The following is a 21,069-nucleotide window of genomic DNA, read 5'->3' as shown; positions in this document are numbered from 1 at the left end:
CCCGGGCCCCCCGGGGGGGGGGGGGGGGCGCCGGGGGGGCCCGGCGGGGGGGGCCGGGGGCGGGGCCCCCGGGGGGGCCCCCCACCCCCGGGGGGGGGCCGGGGCGCCCGCCCCCCCCCGCACCCCTCACCGGGACGTTAGAACAGGCCGGTCAGCCCGCCGCCTCGACGCTCTCACCGGGCGGGCGTCCGCTCACCCGTTCGGACTCAAGGGCGGTCTGCAGGATCACCACCGCGGCGGCCTGGTCGACGACCGAGCGGCCCTTCTTCGCCTTGACGCCCGAGGCGCGCAGCCCGTGGGTGGCGGTGACGGTCGACATCCGCTCGTCGACCAGCCGGACGGGCACCGGGTAGAGCCGGTTGGCCAGCCGCGCCGCGTACGCCCGGACCTTCTCCGCCGCCGGGCCCTCCTTGCCGCTCAGCGAGCGGGGCAGCCCGACGATCACCTCCATCGCGTCGTACTCCTCGACGATGGCGGCGATCCTGGCCTGCGACTTCACTCCGGCCGGGACGGTCTCCACGGGTGTGGCGAGCACCCCGTCGGGGTCGCAGGACGCGACCCCGATCCGGGCGTCACCGACGTCGACGGCGATCCGCCGCCCGCGCCGGAAGGGCCTCTCCTCGAACTCCATCAGGAGGCGCGCTCCGCGACCAGGGCGCGCACCGCGGCGACGGCCTCGCCGACGGCGGCCGGGTTCGAGCCGCCGCCCTGGGCGACGTCGTCCTTGCCGCCACCGCCGCCGCCGAGGGTCTTGGCGGCGACGCGGACCAGCTCGCCGGCCTTGATGCCGCGGCCGCGGGCGTCCTCGTTGGTGGCGATCACGGTCAGCGGCCGGTCGTTGGCGACGGTGAACGCGGCGACCACGGCCGGGCGCGAGCCGAGGCGGCCGCGCACGTCCAGGACGAGCTTGCGCAGCTCGTCGGCGCCGACGCCGTCGGCGACCTGAGCGGCGACCACGGCGATGCCGTGCACGTCCTCGGCCGAGTCGGCCAGGCCCGCCGCGGCGGCCAGCACCTTCTCGGCGCGGAAGCGCTCGATCTCCTTCTCGGCGTCCTTGAGCTTGGCGAGCATGCCGGAGATCTTCTCCGGCAGCTCCTCCGGGCGGCCCTTGACCAGCTCGGTGAGCTGGGCGACCACGGTGTGCTCACGGGCCAGGAACTTGTACGCGTCGACGCCGACCAGCGCCTCCACCCGGCGCACGCCGGAGCCGATCGAGGACTCGCCGAGCAGCTTCACCAGGCCCAGCTGGGCGGTGTTGCCGACGTGCGTGCCACCGCACAGCTCCTTGGAGAAGTCGCCGATGGTGACGACGCGCACCTCGTCGCCGTACTTCTCGCCGAACATCGCGATGGCGCCGGCCTTGCGGGCCTGGTCCATCGTCATGACCTCGGCGGTGACGTCGAGCTCGCGGCCCAGCACGTCGTTGATCTTCTGCTCGACGTCGACCAGCACGCTGCCGGGGACGGCGGCGGGCGAGCCGAAGTCGAAGCGGAAGCGGCCGGGGGCGTTCTCGGAGCCGGCCTGGGCGGCCGTCGGGCCGAGCGCGTCGCGCAGCGCCTGGTGGGTCAGGTGGGTGGCCGAGTGGGCGCGGGCGATCGCCCGGCGACGCTCGACGTCGATCGTGGCGTACGCCGAGGCGCCGAGCACGACCTCGCCGAACAGCACGCCGCCGGAGTGCACCACGACGCCCGGGACGGGCTGCTGCACGTCGCGGATCTCCACCACCGCGCCGGACTCCAGCCGGATCCGGCCGTGGTCGGCGAGCTGGCCGCCGCCCTCGGCGTAGAAGGGGGTGCGGTCGAGGATGATCTCGACCTCGTCGCCCTCGGAGGCCGCCGGCGCCGGGACGCCGTCCACCAGCAGGCCGACCACGGTGGCCTCGCCCTCGGTGAGGGTGTAGCCGGTGAAGACGCTGGCGCCGGAGGTGTCGGCGACCTCGCGGTACGCGGCGACGTCGGCGTGGCCCATCTTCTTCGCCTTGGCGTCCGCCTTGGCGCGGTCCCGCTGCTCCTGCATCAGGCGGCGGAAGCCGGCCTCGTCGACCTGGAGGCCCTGCTCCTCGGCCATCTCCAGGGTGAGGTCGATCGGGAAGCCGTAGGTGTCGTGCAGCTTGAAGGCCTGGTCGCCGGAGAGGACGGCGCCGCCGGCCTGCCGGGTCTCGGTGACCGCGGCGTCCAGCAGGCTGGTGCCGGCCTTCAGGGTCTGCAGGAAGGCCGCCTCCTCACCGACGACGACCGTCTCGATGCGCTTGCGGTCGGCCTCCAGCTCCGGGTACTGCGGGGCCATCGCCTTGATCGCGGTGTCGATCAGGTCCTTGGCGACCGGGCCGGTGGCACCGAGCAGGCGCATGTTGCGGATGGCGCGGCGCAGGATGCGGCGCAGCACGTAGCCGCGGCCCTCGTTGCCGGGGGTGACGCCGTCGCCGACGAGCATCAGGCCGGTGCGGATGTGGTCGGTGACGACGCGCAGCGAGACGTCCGACTTGTGGTCGGCGCCGTAGGTGTGGCCGGTGAGCTCGGCGGCGCGGTCGAGGATCATCCGGCTGGTGTCGATCTCGAAGAGGTTGTCGACGTCCTGCAGGATGGCGGCGAGGCGCTCCAGGCCGAGGCCGGTGTCGATGTTCTTGCTCGGCAGGTCGCCGAGGATCTCGAAGCCGTCCTTGCCGTCGCCGTGGCCGCGCTCGTACTGCATGAAGACCAGGTTCCAGATCTCCAGGTAGCGCTCGCCGTTGACGGCCGGGCCGCCCTCCTCGCCGTACGCGGGGCCGCGGTCGTAGTTGATCTCCGAGCACGGGCCGCACGGGCCGGGGACGCCCATCGACCAGAAGTTGTCCTTCATGCCGAGGCGCTGGATCCGCTCGGCCGGCACGCCGATGACGTCACGCCAGATCTGCTCGGCCTCGTCGTCGTCCTTGTAGACGGTGATCCAGAGCTTCTCCTTCTCCAGGCCGTAGCCACCGTCTGCGACGGGGGTGGTGAGCAGGTCCCACGCGAACTTGATGGCTCCTTCCTTGAAGTAGTCGCCGAAGGAGAAGTTGCCGCACATCTGGAAGAAGGAGCCGTGCCGGGTGGTCTTCCCGACCTCCTCGATGTCCAGGGTGCGCACGCACTTCTGGACGCTGGTGGCGCGCGAGAACTGCGGCTTGACCTCGCCCAGGAAGTAGGGCTTGAACGGCACCATGCCGGCGTTGACGAGCAGCAGGGTGGGGTCGTCGGCGACCAGGGACGCCGACGGAACGACGGTGTGGCCGCGCTCCTCGAAGAAGCGCAGCCAGCGGCGGCGGATCTCAGCCGACTCCATTAGTGGTCCTTCCGGTTCGGGGTGCCGCCCCGCGGCGGCAGGGCGCGGCGGGGCGTTTCTTCCATGGCTTGGGGGGTCTTGCGGGCACTGCTGGACGGAGGCAGGGCGGCGGCCGGGCTGCCGGGCGCCGCCGAGATAGCTCGGTACTGCGGCTCGCCCCGGAGCGCTCGGCGGCGCCGGGGCTCGACGACGGCGGTGCCGTGGAGTCCGAGGTCGTCGCGCAGCTGCTCCTCGCGCTCGGCCATGCCGGCCCGCACGTCCTGGGCGAACTGCTTGGCCAGGTCGCCCAGGTGCAGCGCACCGCGGGCCGCGGTGCCCGAGAGGTTGTCCGGGGTGAGCCGCTGCACGGCCTCGTTGGCCTTGTTCATGGCCCAGACGGTGGCACCGGCACCGACCGCCATCCAGAAGACGCGTCGCACCATGCCGTCAGCCCCTCACCGCGCGCCGGACCCGCGAGAGCAGGCCGTTCCTGGGCGCCGTCGCGGCGCGCACCTCGGCCCGGACCAGCCGGGCCAGCTCCTCGCGCTCGCCGCCCTGCAGCGGCACGGACGGCTGGCCGCCCTGCTGCTTGGCGACGGCCTTGCGGACGCCGTAGCTGAAGGCCGCGACCTTCACCAGCGGCCCGCCGAGGGTGGCGGCGACGGTGGAGGAGAGGGCGTTGGCGTTGGCGGCGGCGTCCTGCACGTTGGCGGTGATCTCGTCGACCCGCTCCAGCTGCTCGTTGGCGCTGCGCACGGCGGCACCGGCCTCGGTCAGCAGCGGGACGGCCTGTTCGGTGACCGCGGAGACCAGGACGGCGGCCTCCTTCAGCACCCGCGAGAGGCGGACCAGCACCACGGCGAGCAGGGTGACCAGGACCGCCCAGAACACGGCGACGAGCAATCCGGCCAGCTCTCCCACGGACACCTTTGCGCGCTCCCTCGCCTTGCTGTTCTCCAGAACGGAACCCTATCGCGCCCGGGCCCGGTTTCCGGACCGGGTCGGCGCCCGCCGCCGCGGGGGACGCCGGCCCGCCGATCCGGTCGGGTGTGCGAACCCGCGCGTAACCCACCGGCCGGTCACCTCGTTCTGCCAGGCGGGCCGTCGCCCGTACGGCCCGACGCAGGCCCGGACCGCGAGGGTCCGGGCCGGGACCACGGGGAGCACCGCTTGGCCGGCGACTGGAGAGCACAACCCGGGGAGCCCGGGGTGTGGCCGCGCGAGCCGGAGCCCGGCCGGCTGCCGGCCGAGGTGACGGGCTTCGTCGGGCGGCGGCGGGAGCTGACGGAGCTGGCGAGGCTGCTGGCGGGCGCCCGGCTGGTGACCGTCACGGGCCCGGGCGGGGTGGGCAAGAGCCGGCTGGCGCTGCGGGCCGCGGCCCGGGCGGCCGGCGCCTTCCCGGACGGCACCTGGCTGGTGGAGGTGGCCCCGGTGCAGGACCCGCTGCTGCTCGGCCACGCCGTGCTGGAGGCGCTGCGGCTGACCGACGGCACCGCCCGCCCGCCGATGGACGTCCTCACCGAGCGGCTGGCCGGCCAGCGCCTGCTGCTGGTGCTGGACGGCTGCGAGCACCTGGTGGCGGCGTGCGCGGAGCTGACGGAGGCGCTGCTGCGGGGGCTGCCGGGTGTGCGGGTGCTGGCGACCAGCCGGGCTCCGCTGCGGGCCTGCGGCGAGCACCTGCACACGCTGGCCCCGCTGCCGGTGGGGCCGCTGCCGGTCGGCCGGGTGGGGTCGGACGCGCTGCCGGAGGCGGTGCGACTGTTCGCCGACCGGGCCCGGGCGGTGCTGCCGTCCTTCGAGGTGACGGCGGCCAATGCGGAGGCGGTGGGGCTGCTCTGCCGGCGGCTGGACGGCATCCCGCTGGCCGTGGAGCTGGCGGCCGGGCGGCTGCGGGCGCTGTCGGTGGAGCAGATCACCGCCCGGCTGGACGACCGGTTCCGGCTGCTCACCGGGGGCTCCCGGACGGCTCTGCCCCGGCATCAGACGCTGCGGACGACGATCGGTTGGAGTCACGAGCTCTGCACGGCGCAGGAACGTTTACTCTGGGCCCGCCTCTCGGTCTTCGCCGGCAGCTTCGACCTGGACGCCGCCGAGTACGTCTGCGCCGGCGACGGCCTGGACGCCGAGGACGTCCTCGACCTGCTGGACGAGCTGGTCGCCAAGTCCGTGGTCCTGCGCGAGGAGAGCAGCTTCGGCGTCCGCTTCCGGCTGCTGGACACCCTGCGCGAATACGGCTCGCACTGGCTGCGCGCCGCCGGCGAGGAGCAGCGGCTGCTGCGCCGCCACCGGGACTGGTACCTGGGGGTGGCCACCTGGGGCGAGGTCGAGTGGTTCGGCCCCCGCCAGGCCGAGACCGCCGAGCGCACCGAACTCGCCCACACCAACCTGCGCGCGGCGCTGGAGTTCTGCCTGGCCGAGCCCGGCGAGGAGCAGATCGCCCTGCTGCTGGCCGGCACGCTCTGGTTCTACTGGGTCGGCTGCGGCCACCTCGGCGAGGGCCGGCACTGGCTGGACCGCGCGCTCGCCCTGGACCGCGAACCCACCGAGGCCCGTGCCAAGGCCCTCTGGGTCACGGGCTACATGGCCACCCTGCAGGGCGACCTGGCGACCGCCCGCCCGGCCCTGGAGGAGTGCCGCCGCCAGGCCCTCGACACCGGCGACGACCGGGCGCTCGCCTACGCCGTCCACCGGCAGGGCTGCGCGGCCCTGATCGGCGACGAACCGGACCGCGCCGCCGAGCTGTTCGAGGAGGCGCTCTGGCACTACCGGACGATCGGCGAGCTGAACAGCAACGTCGTGATGGCCATGTTCGAGCTGGGCGTCGCCTACCTGTTCCAGGGGGACGTGGAGAGCGGCGAGCTCTGGTTCGGGCAGGCCCGCGAACTGTGCGAGGAGCACGGCGAGCAGTGGGCGTACGCCTACGTGCTCTACGCGATGGCGTACTCGCACTGGATGGACGGAGCCGTCCGCTCGGCCCGTGCGCTGGCCCGGGAGAGCGTCCGGCTGAACCACCTGTTCCACGACCTGCTGGGCATCGTGCTGGCGATCGACCTGCTGGCGCTGCTGGAGACCGAGCCCGGCGGCCCGGGGGAACCGGGGGACCTGCGCGAGGCCCGGGTGCTGCAGGGCGCGGCGCACCGGATCTGGCGCACGGTCGGCCTGCCGTTCCTGGGCTCGCGGTCCTTCTTCGGCCCGCACCAGGAGTGCGCGGAGCGTGCCAGGGCCGGGCTCACCGAGCAGGAGTACCAGGACTGCTACGAGGCCGGCGCCCGGCTCGACCTGGACGCGGCGGTCTCCCGGGCGCTGGGCGGCGGGGGCTCGGCGGACGGGCCTGAGCCCGGCCCCGGGCCCTGCTCGGTGCCACCCGCGCCGGCGCCCTCGCCGGTGCGGAATAGTTGAAACTTGTCCATTGCTGGAGGGGGCGAGGAACCACCCGGAAGGAGCCCACCGTGGCCGTGACCACCACCGCCGACGAGTACCGCCTCGCGACGTTCCACTTCGAGTCCAAGGCGTACACCGACGCCGCCCGCCTGCTGGAGGGCGTGCTGGCCGAGGAGCCGGGCAACCTCTCCGTCCGGCTGCTGCTGGCCCGCAGCTACTACCACTCCGCCCAGCTCGGCCGCGCCGAGGAGGAGCTGCGCCGGATCCTCGACGCCGACCCGGCCGAGGCCTACGCCAGGCTGATGCTCGGCCGCACCCTGGAGCGCCGCGGCCGCGCCGCGGAGGCCCGCCCGCACCTGCGGATGGCCGCCGCGATGACCGGCGAGGACCTCTGAGAGCCGCTGCCGACCCGGCCCCGGGGGCATCCCGGGGACACCGGGGACACCCCCCCCGGAAAAGGGACGAGCCCCCGCCGCCTCGAAAGGCGACGGGGGCTCGCTGTGGTACCGCCGGAGCGGGACCGCCGCGGGTCAGCGCGAGTAGTACTCGACGACCAGCTGCTCGTCACAGATCACCGGGACCTCCTTGCGCTGCGGCGCACGGTCCAGGCGGAAGGCCAGGGCCTTCAGGTTGACCTCGAGGTACTTCGGGGTCTGGCCCTCGCCCGCGTAGCCACCCTCACGGGCGACCTGGAACGGGACCTTCTCCTTGCTGCGCTCGCGGACGGTCACCACGAAGCCCGGCTTCATCTGGTACGACGGCTTGTTGACCTTGCCGCCGTTGACCTCGATGTGGCCGTGGACGACCATCTGACGGGCCTGGTAGATGGTGCGGGCGATGCCCGAACGCAGGACCAGGGCGTCGAGGCGGGTCTCCAGCTCGGCGACGAGCGCCTCACCGGTCTTGCCCTCGGCCTTCTTCGCGCGGTCGAACGCGCGCGCCATCTGCTTCTCGCTCAGGTCGTACTGGGCGCGCAGACGCTGCTTCTCGAGCAGACGGACCTTGTAGTCCGAGTTCTGCTTGCGACCACGGCCGTGCTGGCCGGGCGGGTACGGGCGGGCCTCGAAGTACTTGACGGACTTCGGGGTCAGCGGCACGCCGAGCGCACGCGCGATCTTGACCTTGGGGCGCTTCTGGTTCGCCATGAACCAAACCTTCCTTGCTTACGAATACGGCTTCACCAGGTGTTGACGGAGGTCGCACGTCGCGACCCGGAGAAAACCACGCCGCCTGCGCGGACGCGATCAGCCGCTCTCCGGAGCCGGGCACGGAAGTGCTTGTCACACGGGCCGGCCGGGTGTCCGGCCGCCCGCGACACCGATAACGGTGCGCGACGCTCCTGGTGCGGACCTCCCGGAGGAGGCCTACGGCCACTGCCCCGCTGGTGCGGCCGGTCGGTGGGGTCTCCCCCGCCGCCGTCCCGGGACATGGCACTCCGATCGAGTATACCGGCACCCCGGGAGGCCGATCACCCGCCCCCGGCGGGGCTCACTCCCCCCGCAGCCGCCCCCGCGTCCACTCCACCACGTCCGCGTAGCGGGCCTCGCCGCCGCGGCGGGTCGGCCGGTAGTACTCCTTGCCGTGCACCGCGTCCGGCGCGTACTGCTGGGCCGCGATGCCCTCCGGCAGGTCGTGCGGGTACTGGTAGCCCCGCCCGTGGCCCAGCTTGCCCGCGCCCCCGTAGTGCGCGTCCCGCAAGTGCGGCGGGACGGCCCCCGCCAGGCCCTGCCGGACGTCCGCCAGCGCCGCGTCGATCGCCAGGTAGGCGGCATTGGACTTGGGCGCCAGCGCCAGCGCGATCGCCGCCTGGGAGAGGATGATCCGCGCCTCCGGGAAGCCGATCAGGGCCACCGCCTGGGCGGCCGCGACCGCCGTCTGCAGGGCCGTCGGATCCGCCAGGCCGACGTCCTCGCTGGCGGAGATCATCAGCCGGCGGGCGATGAAGCGCGGGTCCTCCCCCGCCTCGATCATCCGGGCCAGGTAGTGCAGCGTGGCGTCCACGTCACTGCCCCGGATCGACTTGATCAGCGCGCTCGCCACGTCGTAGTGCTGGTCGCCGTCCTTGTCGTAGCGCACCGCCGCCTGGTTCACGGCCGTCTCCGTGGTGGCCAGCGTGATGCTCGGCTCGCCCTTCTCCAGCGCCGCCCCGGCGGCCGCCTCCAGGGTGGTCAGCGCCCGCCGGGCGTCCCCGCCGGCCAGCCGGACCAGGTGGTCCTCGGCCTCCCCGGTGAGCTCCAGGGCGCCCTCCAGGCCGCGCTCGTCGGCCACCGCCCGGCGCAGCAGGGCGCGGACGTCCTCGTCGGTGAGCGACTCCAGGGTGAGCAGCAGCGAGCGCGACAGCAGCGGGGAGATCACCGAGAAGTAGGGGTTCTCGGTGGTCGCGGCGATCAGGGTGACCCAGCGGTTCTCCACGGCGGGCAGCAGCGAGTCCTGCTGCGCCTTGGAGAAGCGGTGGATCTCGTCCAGGAACAGCACCGTCTCCCGGCCGGACATGCCGACCGCCCGCCGGGCGCCGTCGATCACCGCGCGGACCTCCTTGACCCCGGCGGTGATCGCGGACAGCTCGACGAAGCGGCCCTCCACGGCCTGGCTGATCACGTGCGCCAGGGTGGTCTTGCCCGTCCCGGGCGGGCCCCAGAGGATCACCGAGCTGGTGGCGGCCGGCCCGCGCGAGCCCCCGACCAGTCGGCGCAGCGGCGAGCCGGGTTTCAGCAGCTGCCGCTGCCCGGCCACCTCGTCCAGCGTGCGCGGGCGCATCCGCACGGCCAGCGGGGCCCGCCCGGGCTCCCTGGCCTGGCGTTCCTCGGCGGCGGCGGTGAAGAGGTCCGGTTCGTCCACACCGGAAGCCTATGCGAGGGCCGTGACAGTCCCGGGGCGCCTGCGCGGACCGCGGCGGCGCGACCCGTCCGACGGGATCCGCGGGACCACGTCCTAGCCCAGCTTCGCCGCGTGGTCCGGAACGTACTTCTGCAGGTCGCGCGGGGGCCGCTGGTAGCCGCGCGGGGCCGGGCGGGGCGGCAGGTCGATCCTCGGCGCGGTGACCTCGTGGTACGGGACGGTGGAGAGCAGGTGGGCGATCATGTTGATCCTCGCCCGGCGCTTGTCGTCGCTCTCCACCACGTGCCACGGCGAGTCCGGGACGTCCGTGTGGCCGAACATCTCGTCCTTGGCCCGCGAGTAGTCCTCCCAGTGGGTGATCGACTCGACGTCCATCGGGGAGAGCTTCCAGCGCTTCATCGGGTCCCCCAGCCGGGCCCGGAAGCGCGCCTCCTGCTCGGTGTCGCTGACCGAGAACCAGTACTTGCGCAGCAGGATGCCCGCCTCGATGAGCATCCGCTCGAAGGTCGGGCACTGGTGCAGGAACTGCCAGTACTCCTCGTCGGTGCAGAAGCCCATCACCCGCTCCACACCGGCCCGGTTGTACCAGCTGCGGTCGAACAGCACGATCTCGCCGGCGGCCGGCAACTGCTCCACGTAGCGCTGGAAGTACCACTGCGTCCGCTGCCGCTCGGTCGGCGTCGGCAGCGCCGCGACCCGGGCGATGCGCGGGTTCAGATACTCCGTCACCCGCTTGATCGCGCCGCCCTTGCCCGCGGCGTCCCGGCCCTCGAAGACCACCACCAGCCGGGCCCCGGTGACCCGCACCCACTCCTGGAGCTTGACCAGCTCCTGCTGCAGCCGCAGCAGCTCCCGCTCGTAGGGCTTCCTCGACAGCCGCTCCGACTCCGCGGTCCGCTGCTCCTTGGCCACCTGGGCTCCTCCGTCCGACGCCGCTGATCACCAGTCACCGTAGGCGCTGGGGGCCGGTTCCGCAGGTCGTGCGACGGGTCCGCGACAGCGGCGGCCCCCTGAACCGCCGCTGCCGCGCTCCCCCGTCCGATCGGCGCGGACGCCGAACGATCAACCTTGGCCCACACCTGCCGGGCCGGTCCAATATCCCGTTCCATAACCTTGGGGCATGGATGTCGACACCCGGTTGCTGCGCAGCTTCACCGCGGTCTGCGAGGAGGGTCAGCTGACCGCCGCGGCGGCCCGGCTGTTCGTCTCCCAGCCGACGCTGACCAAGCAGATCCGCCAGCTGGAGGCGCTGCTCGGGGTCGAGCTGTTCGAGCGCTCGCGGCGCGGCATGACGCCCACCCAGGCCGGCCGGGCACTGGCGGCGCACACCGGGGCGCTGCTGGCCGGCTGGGACGACGCGCTGCGCACCACCCGCGCGGCCGCGGCCGAGCAGTGCTCGGTGCTGCGGGTGGGGTTCGAGGGCGGCATCATCAACCTGGTGACCCGCAGCACGCTCGCCGACTTCGCCCGGCGGATGCCCGGCTGGCAGGTGGAGCTGCGGCAGAACAACTGGTTCGACCCGACCTCGGGACTGGCCACCGGCGAGATCGACCTGACGCTCTGGCACGGACCGCCGTGGCTGGTCGAGCACTACAACGCCGCCGTGCTCGGCCAGGAGGCGCGGGTCGCGGCACTGCCGGCCGGGCACCGGCTGGCAGCCCGGGCCGAGCTCGACCTCGAGGACCTGGCGGACGAACCGTTCGTGGCGATACCGCACGAGGCCGGGCACTGGCGCGAGTACTGGCTCGCGGCCCACGAGCGGGGCGGGCGTCCGGTGCGGATCGGCGCGGTGGCGCACAACTCCGACGAGTGGCTGGCCGCGGTGGTGTGCGGCCAGGGCGTCGGCTTCGCACCGGAGACGATGAGCCGGCTGGCCGCGCGGGATGACGTCGCCTACCGGCCGGTGCGGGGGCTCAGCCCGAGCCAGGTCGGGCTCTACTGGCCGAAGGACCGCGAACTCACGCCGGCGATGGCCGCGTTCGTGCACAGTTGCCGGGTCACGGTGCCCTTCGGCGGGGGGTCGGGCCGGCGCGGTGCGTGCCCCGGCGGCGATCGCCTGGCGTGATCCTAAAGACACGCCCTAGACCGAGACGAAGGGCTCCGGGTAACGGCAGAGCCCGCGCGGACCGCCGTCGTACGCGGGCAGCGCCAGCGTCTGGAAGTAGGTCTCGGGCACCTCGAACGGGCCGCTGACCTCGTGCCGCACGGCCGGGGCGAAGCCGAACCGCCCGTAGTACGCCGGATCGCCGAGGACGACCACGAGCTTCTCGCCCGCCTCCTCGGCCGCCGCCAGCGCGGCCCGGACGACCAGCTCGCCGACGCCCTTGCGCTGCCACTCCGGGGCGACCGCGACCGGCGCGAGCGCCAGCCCCACGCCGTCCTCGCCGACCTGCAGCCGGGTCAGCAGCGCGTGCCCGATCACCAGCCCGGTCTCGTCGACCGCGACCACGGACAGCCCGGGCACCCAGGCGGGATCGCGGCGCAGCGCGTCCACCAGGTCCGCCTCGTCCGGGCCGGGGAACGCGGCCATGTGGACGCGTCTGGTGGCCGGGGCGTCGTCCGGACATTCGACTCTCGTGGTGACCTTCATGAGTCAACCCTCCCTGTGTCACACACCGTTGTGGACCGGCCCCGGACGGTGGGTGGACCGTCCGGGGCCGTTGCAGGTTAGCGGATTCGGCGTCAGGCCTTGGGCTGGGCCTCGGACTTGGCGTCCTCGCGCTGCTTCGGGGTGGCGTCCACGCCCGCCTCGCGGCGCTGCGCCGGGGTGATCGGCGTCGGGGCGCCGGTCAGCGGGTCCCCGCCGGTGGACGTCTTCGGGAAGGCGATGACGTCCCGGATGGTGTCGTAGCCGCCGAGCAGCGTGACGATCCGGTCGAGGCCGAAGGCGACGCCGCCGTGCGGCGGGGGGCCGTAGTTGAAGGCGTCCAGCAGGAAGCCGAACTGCGAGGCCGCCTCCTCCTCGGAGAGGCCGATCGCGTCGAACGCCCGCTTCTGCACGTCGCGCTGGTGGATACGGATCGAACCGCCGCCCAGCTCCGAGCCGTTGAGGACCAGGTCGTAGGCATTGGAGAGCGCCGCACCCGGGTCGGTGTCGAAGGTCGCCAGCGACTCGGCGGTCGGTGCGGTGAACGGGTGGTGCACCGCGTGCCAGCCCTGGAACTCGCCCTTGTCGTCCTCGATGGGCTCGAACATCGGGAAGTCGACGACCCAGAGGAAGGCCCACTGCGACTCGTCGATCAGCTCGCAGCGGCGGCCGATCTCCAGGCGGGCGGCGCCCAGCAGCTCCTGGGAGGCGCGCTGCTTGCCGGCCGCGAAGAAGATCGCGTCGCCGTTCTTGGCGCCCGCGGCGGCGGCCAGGCCGGCCAGGTGCTCCTCGGACAGGTTCTTGGCGACGGGGCCGCGCAGCTCGCCGGTCTCGGCGTCGATGACGACGTAGGCCAGGCCGCGGGCGCCGCGCGCCTTGGCCCAGTCCTGCCAGGCGTCCAGCGCCTTGCGGGGCTGCGAGGCGCCGCCGGGCATGACCACGGCACCGACGTACGGGGCCTGGAAGACGCGGAACGCGGTGCCCTTGAAGTACTCGGTGAGGTCGGTCAGCTCCTGCCCGAAGCGGACGTCCGGCTTGTCGGAGCCGTAGCGGGACATGGCGTCCGCGTAGGACATCCGGGGCAGCGGGGTGGGCAGCTCGTAGCCGTGCACCTCGCGCCAGATGGCGCCGACGATCTTCTCGCCGAGGGCCAGGATGTCCTCCTGGTCGACGAACGAGGCCTCGATGTCCAGCTGGGTGAACTCCGGCTGCCGGTCGGCGCGGAAGTCCTCGTCGCGGAAGCAGCGGGCGATCTGGTAGTAGCGCTCCATGCCGGCCACCATCAGCAGCTGCTTGAACAGCTGGGGCGACTGCGGCAGGGCGTACCAGTGGCCGGGCTGCAGGCGGACCGGGACGAGGAAGTCGCGGGCGCCCTCGGGGGTGGAGCGGGTGAGGTACGGCGTCTCGATGTCGAGGAAGTCGTTCTCCTCCATCACCCGGCGGATGATGTTGCTGACCTTCGAGCGCAGCCGCAGGCCCTTCGCGGGGCCCTCGCGCCGCAGGTCCAGGTAGCGGTAGCGCAGCCGGACCTCCTCGTTGACCGTGCCCGGCTCGTACTCGGCGACGGGGAAGGGCAGCGGGGCGGCCTCGGAGAAGACCTCGATCCCGCTGACGACGACCTCGACGGCGCCGGTCGGGATGTCGGGGTTCTCGTTGCCCTCGGGGCGCACCCGGACGTCGCCGACGACCTTGACGCAGTACTCGGCGCGCAGGCCGTGCACCGAGTCCAGGTCGCGGACCACGATCTGCACGGTGCCGGAGGCGTCGCGCAGGTCGATGAAGGCGACACCGCCGTGGTCGCGGCGGCGGGCGACCCAGCCGGCCAGGGTGACGGTGGTGCCTGCGTGCTCCGGGCGGAGCGTGCCCGCGTCGTGCGTGCGGATCACAGCTGCTTCTCCTTCAGGGTGGTGACGAGTGCGTCGAGGGCGACGGGGTTCTGCTCGCCGGTGGTCAGGTCCTTGAGCTGGACGACGCCCTCGGCGAGGTCGCGGTCACCGGCGACGAGGGCGAAGCGGGCGCCGGACCGGTCGGCCGACTTCATGGCGTTCTTGATGCTCTTCACGCCGAACGCCAGGTCGGTGGCGACACCGGCCCGGCGCAGCTCGACGACCTTGGCGAACAGGACGTTCTTGGCCTCCTCGCCGAGCGCGACGGCGTACACGGAGGTGGCGGCGGGGAGGTCCAGGGCGGCGCCCTCGGCCTCCATCGCCAGGAAGGTGCGGTCCACGCCGAGGGCCCAGCCGACGGAGGGCAGCGCCGGGCCGCCGATCATCTCGGAGAGGCCGTCGTAGCGGCCGCCGCCGCCGATCGCGGACTGGGCGCCGAGGCCGTTGTGCACGAACTCGAAGGTGGTGCGGGTGTAGTAGTCCAGGCCGCGGACGAGCTTGGGGTCGTCGACGAAGGCGACGCCGTTCGCGGTGAGCAGCTCGCGGACCTTCTCGTCGTACGCCTTGCACTCCTCGCACAGGTAGTCGCGCAGCTTCGGGGCGTCGACGAGCTGGGCCTGCACGGCCTCGCGCTTGTCGTCGAGGACGCGCAGCGGGTTGATCCCGGCGCGGCGGCGGGTGTCCTCGTCCAGGTCCAGGCCGGCGAGGAACTCGACCAGGGCGGCGCGGTAGACCGGGCGGCACTGCTTGTCGCCGAGGCTGTTGAGCAGCAGCGAGTAGTCGCTCAGGCCCAGCGAGCGGAAGGCGTCGTCGGCCAGGATGATCAACTCGGCGTCCAGCGCCGGGTCCTCCGCGCCGATGGCCTCCGCTCCGACCTGCGAGAACTGGCGGTAGCGGCCCTTCTGGGCGCGCTCGTAGCGGTAGTACGAGCCGGAGTACCAGAGCTTGACCGGCAGGTTGCCCTGCTTGTGCAGGTTGGCCTGGAGGGCGGCGCGCAGCACCGAGGCGGTGCCCTCCGGACGCAGCGCGAGCTCGTCGCCGCCCCGGGTGGTGAGGTTGTACATCTCCTTGCTGACGATGTCGGTCGACTCGCCGACGCCGCGGGAGAAGAGCTTCACGTCCTCGAAGACCGGGGTCTCGACGTAGCCGTAGCCGGCCCGGCGGGCGGGCGCGGCGATGCGCTCGCGGATCGCCAGGAAGGTCGCGGAGCTGGGGGGCAGCAGGTCGTAGGTGCCCTTGGGGGCGGTGAAGGTGCTCAACTTCTCTTCCGTCACATTCCTCGTCGCGGGAAGGCCGGGGCGCCTGCCGCCCCCGCTGCCTCTCGGAGGTAGGGGTTGGTGGCGCGCTCGCGGCCGATGGTGGTCTGTCCGCCGTGGCCGGAGAGGACCACGGTGGTGTCGTCGAGGGGCAGGCACACCCGGGCCAGCGAGCGCATGATCGCCGCGCTGTCCCCGCCCGGGAGGTCGGTACGCCCGATGGAGCCGGCGAACAGCAGGTCGCCCGAGAACAGCACCGGGGGGAGGTCCTCGGCACCGGGCGTCCGGAAGGTCACCGACCCCCCGGTATGGCCCGGGGCGTGGTCGACGGTGAGCTCCAGGCCGGCCAGCTCCAGCAGCGCGCCGTCGGTGAGCTCGCGCACGTCGTCGGGTTCGCCGACGGTGAGCTCGCCCATCAGCTGGGTGCCCAGAGAGCGGCCGAGCGCCTTCTCCGGGTCGGACATCATGTACCGGTCCTCGGGGTGGATCCAGGCCGGGACGCCGCGGGCGCCGCAGACCGGGACCACCGAGGCCACGTGGTCGATGTGGCCGTGCGTGAGCAGCACGGCGACGGGCTTGAGGCGGTGCTCGCGGACCATCTCCTCGACGCCGCGGGCCGCCTGGTGGCCGGGATCGACGATGACGCACTCCTCGCCCGCCGCCGGTGCGACCAGGTAGCAGTTGGTGCCCCAGGCTCCAGCGGGGAATCCGGCGATGAACACGCGCGTCCTTCGTGATGCGGTCGGCAGCGGCGGCTGCGGGTGCGGCTGCCGGGTGCTGGGGGCGGCTTCCGGGGATGCGGCTACCAGTGGTGTATGGGCAGCCTACCGGCGGTGCGGGTCCGGTTGCGAACCAGATGCGGGCGGCGGCCACGCTTCGTCCTGACAGGTTCACCGCGTTCTTACGGGCCCGGTCCCTACACTTGGCCGCTGATGGATGCGATGATCCGCTCCGGTACCCATCCACTTTTCCAGCACATCCGTAGGAGACACGGCCGGTGGTCAGCAGCGAACAGCGGCGGCGGCAGCTCGCCCGAGAGAAGTACGAGCGCCAGGCGGAACGCCGGGCCGCGGCCCGGGCCGCGCGCAAGCGCCGCAACGCGATCCTCGGCGCCTCGCTCGCCGTCGTGGTCCTGGCCGGCGGCGGTGCGCTGATCGGCACCGGCGCGTTCGACTCGGACGGCAAGGACAAGTCGCCCCAGGCCGCGCCCACCCAGGCCAACGAGCCGACCGCCCCGGTCCGCAAGGCGGTCGAGGGCTGCGCCGCGCCGGCGCCGGGTACGCCGAACGGCAAGCAGTGGAAGACCGAGCCGGCCATGTCGATCGACACCGCCGCCTCGTACACGGCCGTGCTGGACACCAACTGCGGCAAGGTGACGCTGTCGCTCGACGCGGCCAAGGCGCCGCACACGGTGAACTCCTTCGCCTTCCTGGCCGGCGAGAAGTACTTCGACCACACCAAGTGCCACCGTCTGACCACCGACGGCATCTTCGTGCTGCAGTGCGGCGACCCGACCGCCAGCGCGACCGTCCCCGGCGGCACCGGCGACCCGGGCTACAAGTTCGCGGACGAGAACCTGACCGGCGCGACCTACCCGGCCGGCACCGTGGCGATGGCCAACTCCGGCCCGGGCACCAACGGCAGCCAGTTCTTCCTGGTCTACAAGGACACCCAGCTGCCGCCGAACTACACCCCCTTCGGGAAGATCACCGGCGGCCTGGACGTGGTGCAGAAGATCGCCGCCGCGGGCACCCTGGAGGGCGGCACGGACGGCCACCCGATGGCCGACGTCACCTTCAACTCGGTCACCGCCACGAAGGGTTGACCTACCCCGGGGTCGCCCGCGAGGCTTGCCGACGGCGCCCGCGGGCGGCCCGGGCCCGAAATCGCCCGGCCCGGATGCGGACAGCACCGGGCCTGGTCGCCTATGTTGGCGTTGTATAGGGTGCCCGGACCCGCCTAGCCGCCACCCTCGGCAGCAAGTCTCGGCGGACGGGGACGGCGGACTCATCGGTCCGCCGCACATCAACTGTGGACGACGGACGCGCGCCGCCCCGGCGCGGGCGCGACGTCATGTGGAGGACGCGCTATGAGCAGCGACCCGTGGGGCCGTGTCGACGAGCAGGGCACGGTCTACGTCAGGACGGCCGACGGCGAACGCGTCGTCGGTTCCTGGCAGGCCGGCTCGCCCGAGGAGGCCCTCGCCTACTTCGAGCGCAAGTACCAGGGCATCGAGGTGGAGATCGGCCTGCTGGAGAAGCGGGTGCGCACCACCGACCTGGCCGCCAAGGACGCCCAGACCGCGCTGGACCACCTGCGCACCCAGGTCGTCGAGGCGCACGCGGTCGGTGACCTGGAGGCCCTGGCCAAGCGACTGGACACGCTCGCCGGCGAGATCGAGAGCCGGCGCGAGGAGCGCAAGGCCGCCCGGGCCAAGGCGCAGGACGAGACCCGCACCGCCAAGGAGGCGCTGGTCGCCGAGGCCGAGCAGCTCGCCGAGTCGACCCAGTGGCGGGAGGCCGGGGACCGGCTGCGCGCCCTGGTGGACACCTGGAAGGGTCTGCCCCGCCTGGACCGCAAGAGCGACGACGAGCTGTGGCACCGCTTCTCGCACGCCCGCTCGGTCTTCTCCAAGCACCGCAAGGCGCACTTCGCGACCCTGGACGCCGAGCGCGAGCAGGCCCGGCAGACCAAGGAGGCGCTGGTCACCGAGGCCGAGGCGCTCTCCTCGTCCACCGAGTGGGGCGACACCGCGGCCCGCTACCGCGACCTGATGGCGCGCTGGAAGGCCGCCGGCCGGGCCCAGCGCGACGTCGAGGACGAGCTGTGGGCGCGGTTCCGCGGCGCGCAGGACGTGTTCTTCCAGGCCCGTTCCGCGGTGTTCAGCGAGCGGGACGCCGAGCAGGTCGCCAACCAGCAGCTCAAGGAGGCGCTGGCGGCCGAGGCCGAGGCGATCCTGCCGATCACCGACCTGAAGGCGGCCAAGGCCGCGCTGCGCGAGGTGAACGAGCGCTGGGAGGCGATCGGGCACGTGCCGCGCGACGTCCGTCCGAAGCTGGACGGCCGGCTGAACGCGGTCGAGCGGGCCATCCGCGAGGCCGAGGACGCCGAGTGGAAGCGGTCCAACCCGGAGGCCAAGGCCCGTGCCGCCGGCATGGTCGGCCTGTTCGAGGCCAAGGCCGAGAAGATCCAGGCCGACCTGGACAAGGCCCGTGCCGCCGGCAACGCGTCCAAGGCCGCGAAGCTGGAGTCCGAGCTGGCCGGTGTGCAGACCCTGCTGGAGCAGGCGCACCGCAGCCAGGAGGAGTTCAGCGGCTGACCGTCCCGGTCGGCCCGCCGTACGCCGAAGGCCCCCGGGGGGACTCCCCCGGGGGCCTTCCTCGTGCGCGCCGCGGGCCCGGCCGCTACTTGCGGGCCGAGGTGACGCGGTAGACGTCGTAGACGCCCTCGACGCCGCGGACGGCCTTGAGCACGTGGCCGAGGTGCTTCGGGTCGCCCATCTCGAAGGTGAAGCGGCTCATCGCGACCCGGTCGCGGGAGGTCTGCACCGCCGCCGACAGGATGTTGACGTGCTGGTCGGAGAGCACCCGGGTGACGTCCGACAGCAGTCGGGACCGGTCCAGCGCCTCGACCTGGATGGCCACCAGGAAGACCGAGGACTGGGTGGCCGCCCACTCGACGTCGATCATCCGTTCCGGCTGCTGGCTCAGCGCCTCGACGTTGACGCAGTCGGCGCGGTGGACGGAGACGCCGTTGCCGCGGGTCACGAAGCCGAGGATCGGGTCGCCCGGCACCGGGGTGCAGCAGCGGGAGAGCTTGACCCAGACGTCCTCGACGCCCTTGACGATCACGCCCGGGTCGCCCTTGGCCCGGCGGCGCACCGCTCGGCGGTTGTCGTGCGTCGGGGTCGCGGTCTCGGCGAGGTCCTCGGTGGCGCCCTCCTCGCCGCCGAGCGCCTGGACCAGCTTCTGCACGATGTTCTGCGCGGCGACGTGGCCCTCGCCGATCGCGGCGTAGAGCGAGGAGATGTCGGGGTAGCGCATCTCGTGGGCCAGGGTGACCAGCGAGTCGCCGGTCAGGATCCGCTGGATCGGCAGGCCCTGCTTGCGCATCGCCCGGACGATCGCCTCCTTGCCGTGCTCGATCGCCTCCTCGCGGCGCTCCTTGGAGAACCAGGCGCGGATCTTGTTGCGGGCTCGCGGCGACTTGACGAAGCCCAGCCAGTCCCGGGACGGGCCGGCGTTCTCCGCCTTGGAGGTGAACACCTCGACGGTGTCGCCGTTCTCCAGGGTCGACTCCAGCGGCACCAGCCGCCCGTTCACCCGGGCCCCTATGGTCCGGTAGCCGACCTCGGTGTGCACCGCGAAGGCGAAGTCGACCGGGGTCGCACCGGCCGGCAGCGCTATCACGTCGCCCTTGGGCGTGAAGACGAAGACCTCGTTGCTGGCCAGGTCGAAGCGGAGCGACTCCAGGAACTCGCCCGGGTCGGCGGTCTCCTTCTGCCAGTCCAGCAGCTGCCGCAGCCAGGCCATCTCGTTGACGGCGCCGGCCTTGTCGTCCTTGCGGACCTGGGTCGGGGTGTCGGTGCGGACCTTGGAGGCGCCGGCCACCGCGCGCTGCTTGTACTTCCAGTGCGCGGCGATGCCGTACTCGGCCCGGCGGTGCATGTCGAAGGTACGGATCTGCAGTTCGACGGGCTTGCCGCCCGGGCCGATCACCGTGGTGTGCAGCGACTGGTACATGTTGAACTTGGGCATCGCGATGTAGTCCTTGAACCGCCCCGGCACCGGGTTCCACCGCGCGTGGATGGTGCCCAGCGCCGCGTAGCAGTCGCGGACGGTGTCGACCAGGACCCGGATGCCCACCAGGTCGTAGATCTCGGCGAAATCCCGGCCCCGGACGATCATCTTCTGGTAGACCGAGTAGTAGTGCTTCGGCCGGCCGGTGACGGAGGCGGTGATCCGGGCGCCGCGCAGGTCCCCCTGGACCTGGTCGATGACGGTCGCCAGGTACTCGTCCCGCTTGGGGGCGCGCTCGGCGACCAGCCGGACGATCTCGTCGTACATCTTGGGGTAGAGGATCGCGAAGGCGAGGTCCTCCAGCTCCCACTTGATGGTGTTCATGCCCAGCCGGTGCGCCAGCGGGGCGTAGATCTCGAGGGTCTCGCGGGCCTTCTTCTCCTGCTTCTCCCGCTTGAGGTAGCGCATCGTGCGCATGTTGTGCAGGCGGTCGGCCAGCTTGATCACCAGGACCCGCGGGTCCTTGGCCATCGCGACGACCATCTTGCGGACGGTCTCGGCCTGCGCGGCCTCGCCGAACTTGACCCGGTCGAGCTTGGTGACGCCGTCGACCAGCAGGGCCACCGAGTCGCCGAAGTCCTTGCGCAGGGTCTCCAGGCCGTAGTCGGTGTCCTCGACCGTGTCGTGCAGCAGCCCGGCCATCAGGGTCGGGGCGTCCATCCCGAGCTCGGCGAGGATGGTCGCCACGGCGAGCGGGTGGGTGATGTACGGGTCGCCGCTCTTGCGCTTCTGCCCGCGGTGCCACTTCTCGGCGACGGCGTAGGCCCGCTCGATGTCCCGCAGCAGCGCCGGGTCGGCCTTCGGGTCGTTCGCCCGGATCGAGCGGAACAGCGGCTCCAGGACGGGGTTGAGCACGCTGGAGCGCTGGCCGCCGAGGCGGGCCAGGCGGGCGCGCATGCCGCCGGAGGAGGAGCCGCGGCCGGTCGGCGCGGTCGGTCGCGAGGAGGTCGGCGCCGGGCGTGCCGGGGTGGCCCCCGAGGGCGTGGGACGGTTGTCGGGGGCGGCCGCTGCGGCCGTGGGCACAACCTCGTCGGGCAAGGACT

The 21,069-nt window shown here is 72.9% G+C and carries 17 protein-coding genes; 5 read left to right on the top strand and 12 right to left on the bottom strand.

Annotation, left to right across the window (positions count from 1 at the left end; all coding sequences use genetic code 11):
• Positions 1-151 precede the first annotated feature (151 nt).
• From ruvX to ACIRS1_RS10585, 4 genes are read right to left on the bottom strand one after another with little or no spacing between them, the layout of a single operon-like run.
• Positions 152-631, bottom strand: a complete 480-nt coding sequence (gene ruvX, locus ACIRS1_RS10600; RefSeq protein ID WP_387905929.1) for a Holliday junction resolvase RuvX — start codon at positions 629-631, stop codon at positions 152-154.
• On the bottom strand, positions 631-3,300 hold the full coding sequence (alaS, locus tag ACIRS1_RS10595) for an alanine--tRNA ligase (RefSeq protein WP_402838385.1): 2,670 nt from the start codon (positions 3,298-3,300) through the stop codon (positions 631-633). Before alaS ends, ruvX begins: the two co-directional genes overlap by 1 nt.
• Positions 3,300-3,722, bottom strand: a complete 423-nt coding sequence (locus ACIRS1_RS10590) for a DUF6167 family protein (protein WP_387905923.1) — start codon at positions 3,720-3,722, stop codon at positions 3,300-3,302. Before ACIRS1_RS10590 ends, alaS begins: the two co-directional genes overlap by 1 nt.
• Positions 3,723-3,726: 4 nt before the next feature.
• Complete coding sequence (locus tag ACIRS1_RS10585; RefSeq protein ID WP_360208918.1) at positions 3,727-4,206, bottom strand: DUF948 domain-containing protein; 480 nt, start codon at positions 4,204-4,206, stop codon at positions 3,727-3,729.
• A gap of 243 nt (positions 4,207-4,449) precedes the next feature.
• On the opposite strand from ACIRS1_RS10585, the gene ACIRS1_RS10580 reads away from it, so the two are divergent.
• Positions 4,450-6,678, top strand: coding sequence for an ATP-binding protein (locus tag ACIRS1_RS10580; RefSeq protein ID WP_402838383.1), 2,229 nt, complete (start codon positions 4,450-4,452; stop codon positions 6,676-6,678).
• Between the two features lie 56 nt (positions 6,679-6,734).
• Positions 6,735-7,055, top strand: a complete 321-nt coding sequence (locus ACIRS1_RS10575) for a tetratricopeptide repeat protein (protein ID WP_387905937.1) — start codon at positions 6,735-6,737, stop codon at positions 7,053-7,055.
• A 135-nt stretch (positions 7,056-7,190) separates the two neighbouring features.
• Here the strand turns inward: ACIRS1_RS10575 and rpsD are convergent, their stop codons facing one another.
• From rpsD to ppk2, 3 genes are all read right to left on the bottom strand, one after another.
• A complete protein-coding gene (rpsD, locus tag ACIRS1_RS10570; protein ID WP_360208910.1) occupies positions 7,191-7,805 on the bottom strand; it encodes a 30S ribosomal protein S4 in 615 nt (204 codons plus the stop codon).
• 343 nt (positions 7,806-8,148) lie between these two features.
• Positions 8,149-9,498 (bottom strand): replication-associated recombination protein A, encoded by a 1,350-nt coding sequence (locus ACIRS1_RS10565; protein ID WP_360208908.1) that lies wholly within the window; start codon positions 9,496-9,498, stop codon positions 8,149-8,151.
• A 93-nt stretch (positions 9,499-9,591) separates the two neighbouring features.
• Entirely contained in the window at positions 9,592-10,410 is an 819-nt protein-coding gene (gene ppk2, locus ACIRS1_RS10560) for a polyphosphate kinase 2 (protein WP_360208906.1), read from the bottom strand.
• 208 nt (positions 10,411-10,618) lie between these two features.
• Between ppk2 and ACIRS1_RS10555 the strand changes: the two genes are divergently transcribed.
• A complete protein-coding gene (locus tag ACIRS1_RS10555) occupies positions 10,619-11,563 on the top strand; it encodes a LysR family transcriptional regulator (RefSeq protein WP_402838379.1) in 945 nt (314 codons plus the stop codon).
• A gap of 15 nt (positions 11,564-11,578) precedes the next feature.
• On the opposite strand, the gene ACIRS1_RS10550 is transcribed toward ACIRS1_RS10555, so the two are convergent.
• From ACIRS1_RS10550 to ACIRS1_RS10535, 4 genes are all read right to left on the bottom strand, one after another.
• A complete protein-coding gene (locus tag ACIRS1_RS10550; RefSeq protein ID WP_402838378.1) occupies positions 11,579-12,088 on the bottom strand; it encodes a GNAT family N-acetyltransferase in 510 nt (169 codons plus the stop codon).
• 92 nt (positions 12,089-12,180) lie between these two features.
• Positions 12,181-13,971 (bottom strand): aspartate--tRNA ligase, encoded by a 1,791-nt coding sequence (aspS, locus tag ACIRS1_RS10545; protein WP_402838376.1) that lies wholly within the window; start codon positions 13,969-13,971, stop codon positions 12,181-12,183.
• A complete protein-coding gene (gene hisS, locus ACIRS1_RS10540; RefSeq protein ID WP_360208897.1) occupies positions 13,968-15,230 on the bottom strand; it encodes a histidine--tRNA ligase in 1,263 nt (420 codons plus the stop codon). The genes aspS and hisS overlap by 4 nt, the downstream gene beginning before the upstream one ends.
• An 11-nt stretch (positions 15,231-15,241) precedes the next feature.
• Positions 15,242-15,949 carry an MBL fold metallo-hydrolase gene (locus ACIRS1_RS10535; RefSeq protein ID WP_360208894.1) on the bottom strand — a complete coding sequence of 236 codons (708 nt, stop codon included), beginning with the start codon at positions 15,947-15,949 and terminating at the stop codon, positions 15,242-15,244.
• A 275-nt stretch (positions 15,950-16,224) separates the two neighbouring features.
• Here ACIRS1_RS10535 and ACIRS1_RS10530 point away from each other — a divergent pair, with 275 nt between their 5' ends.
• The gene (locus tag ACIRS1_RS10530; RefSeq protein ID WP_402838373.1) at positions 16,225-17,052 is read left to right on the top strand and encodes a peptidylprolyl isomerase; all 828 of its coding nucleotides are present in this window, start codon (positions 16,225-16,227) and stop codon (positions 17,050-17,052) included.
• Positions 17,053-17,316: 264 nt separating this feature from the next.
• Complete coding sequence (locus tag ACIRS1_RS10525) at positions 17,317-18,546, top strand: DUF349 domain-containing protein (RefSeq protein WP_360208888.1); 1,230 nt, start codon at positions 17,317-17,319, stop codon at positions 18,544-18,546.
• Between the two features lie 85 nt (positions 18,547-18,631).
• Here the strand turns inward: ACIRS1_RS10525 and ACIRS1_RS10520 are convergent, their stop codons facing one another.
• Positions 18,632-21,049: a RelA/SpoT family protein gene (locus ACIRS1_RS10520; RefSeq protein ID WP_387905935.1), complete on the bottom strand. Its 2,418-nt coding sequence runs from the start codon at positions 21,047-21,049 to the stop codon at positions 18,632-18,634.
• Between the last annotated feature and the right edge of the window lie 20 nt (positions 21,050-21,069).

Source organism: Kitasatospora sp. NPDC101176 (assembly GCF_044768035.1).
Classification (GTDB): Bacteria; Actinomycetota; Actinomycetes; order Streptomycetales; family Streptomycetaceae; genus Kitasatospora.
This window is presented reverse-complemented; position numbering and strand designations above follow the sequence as displayed.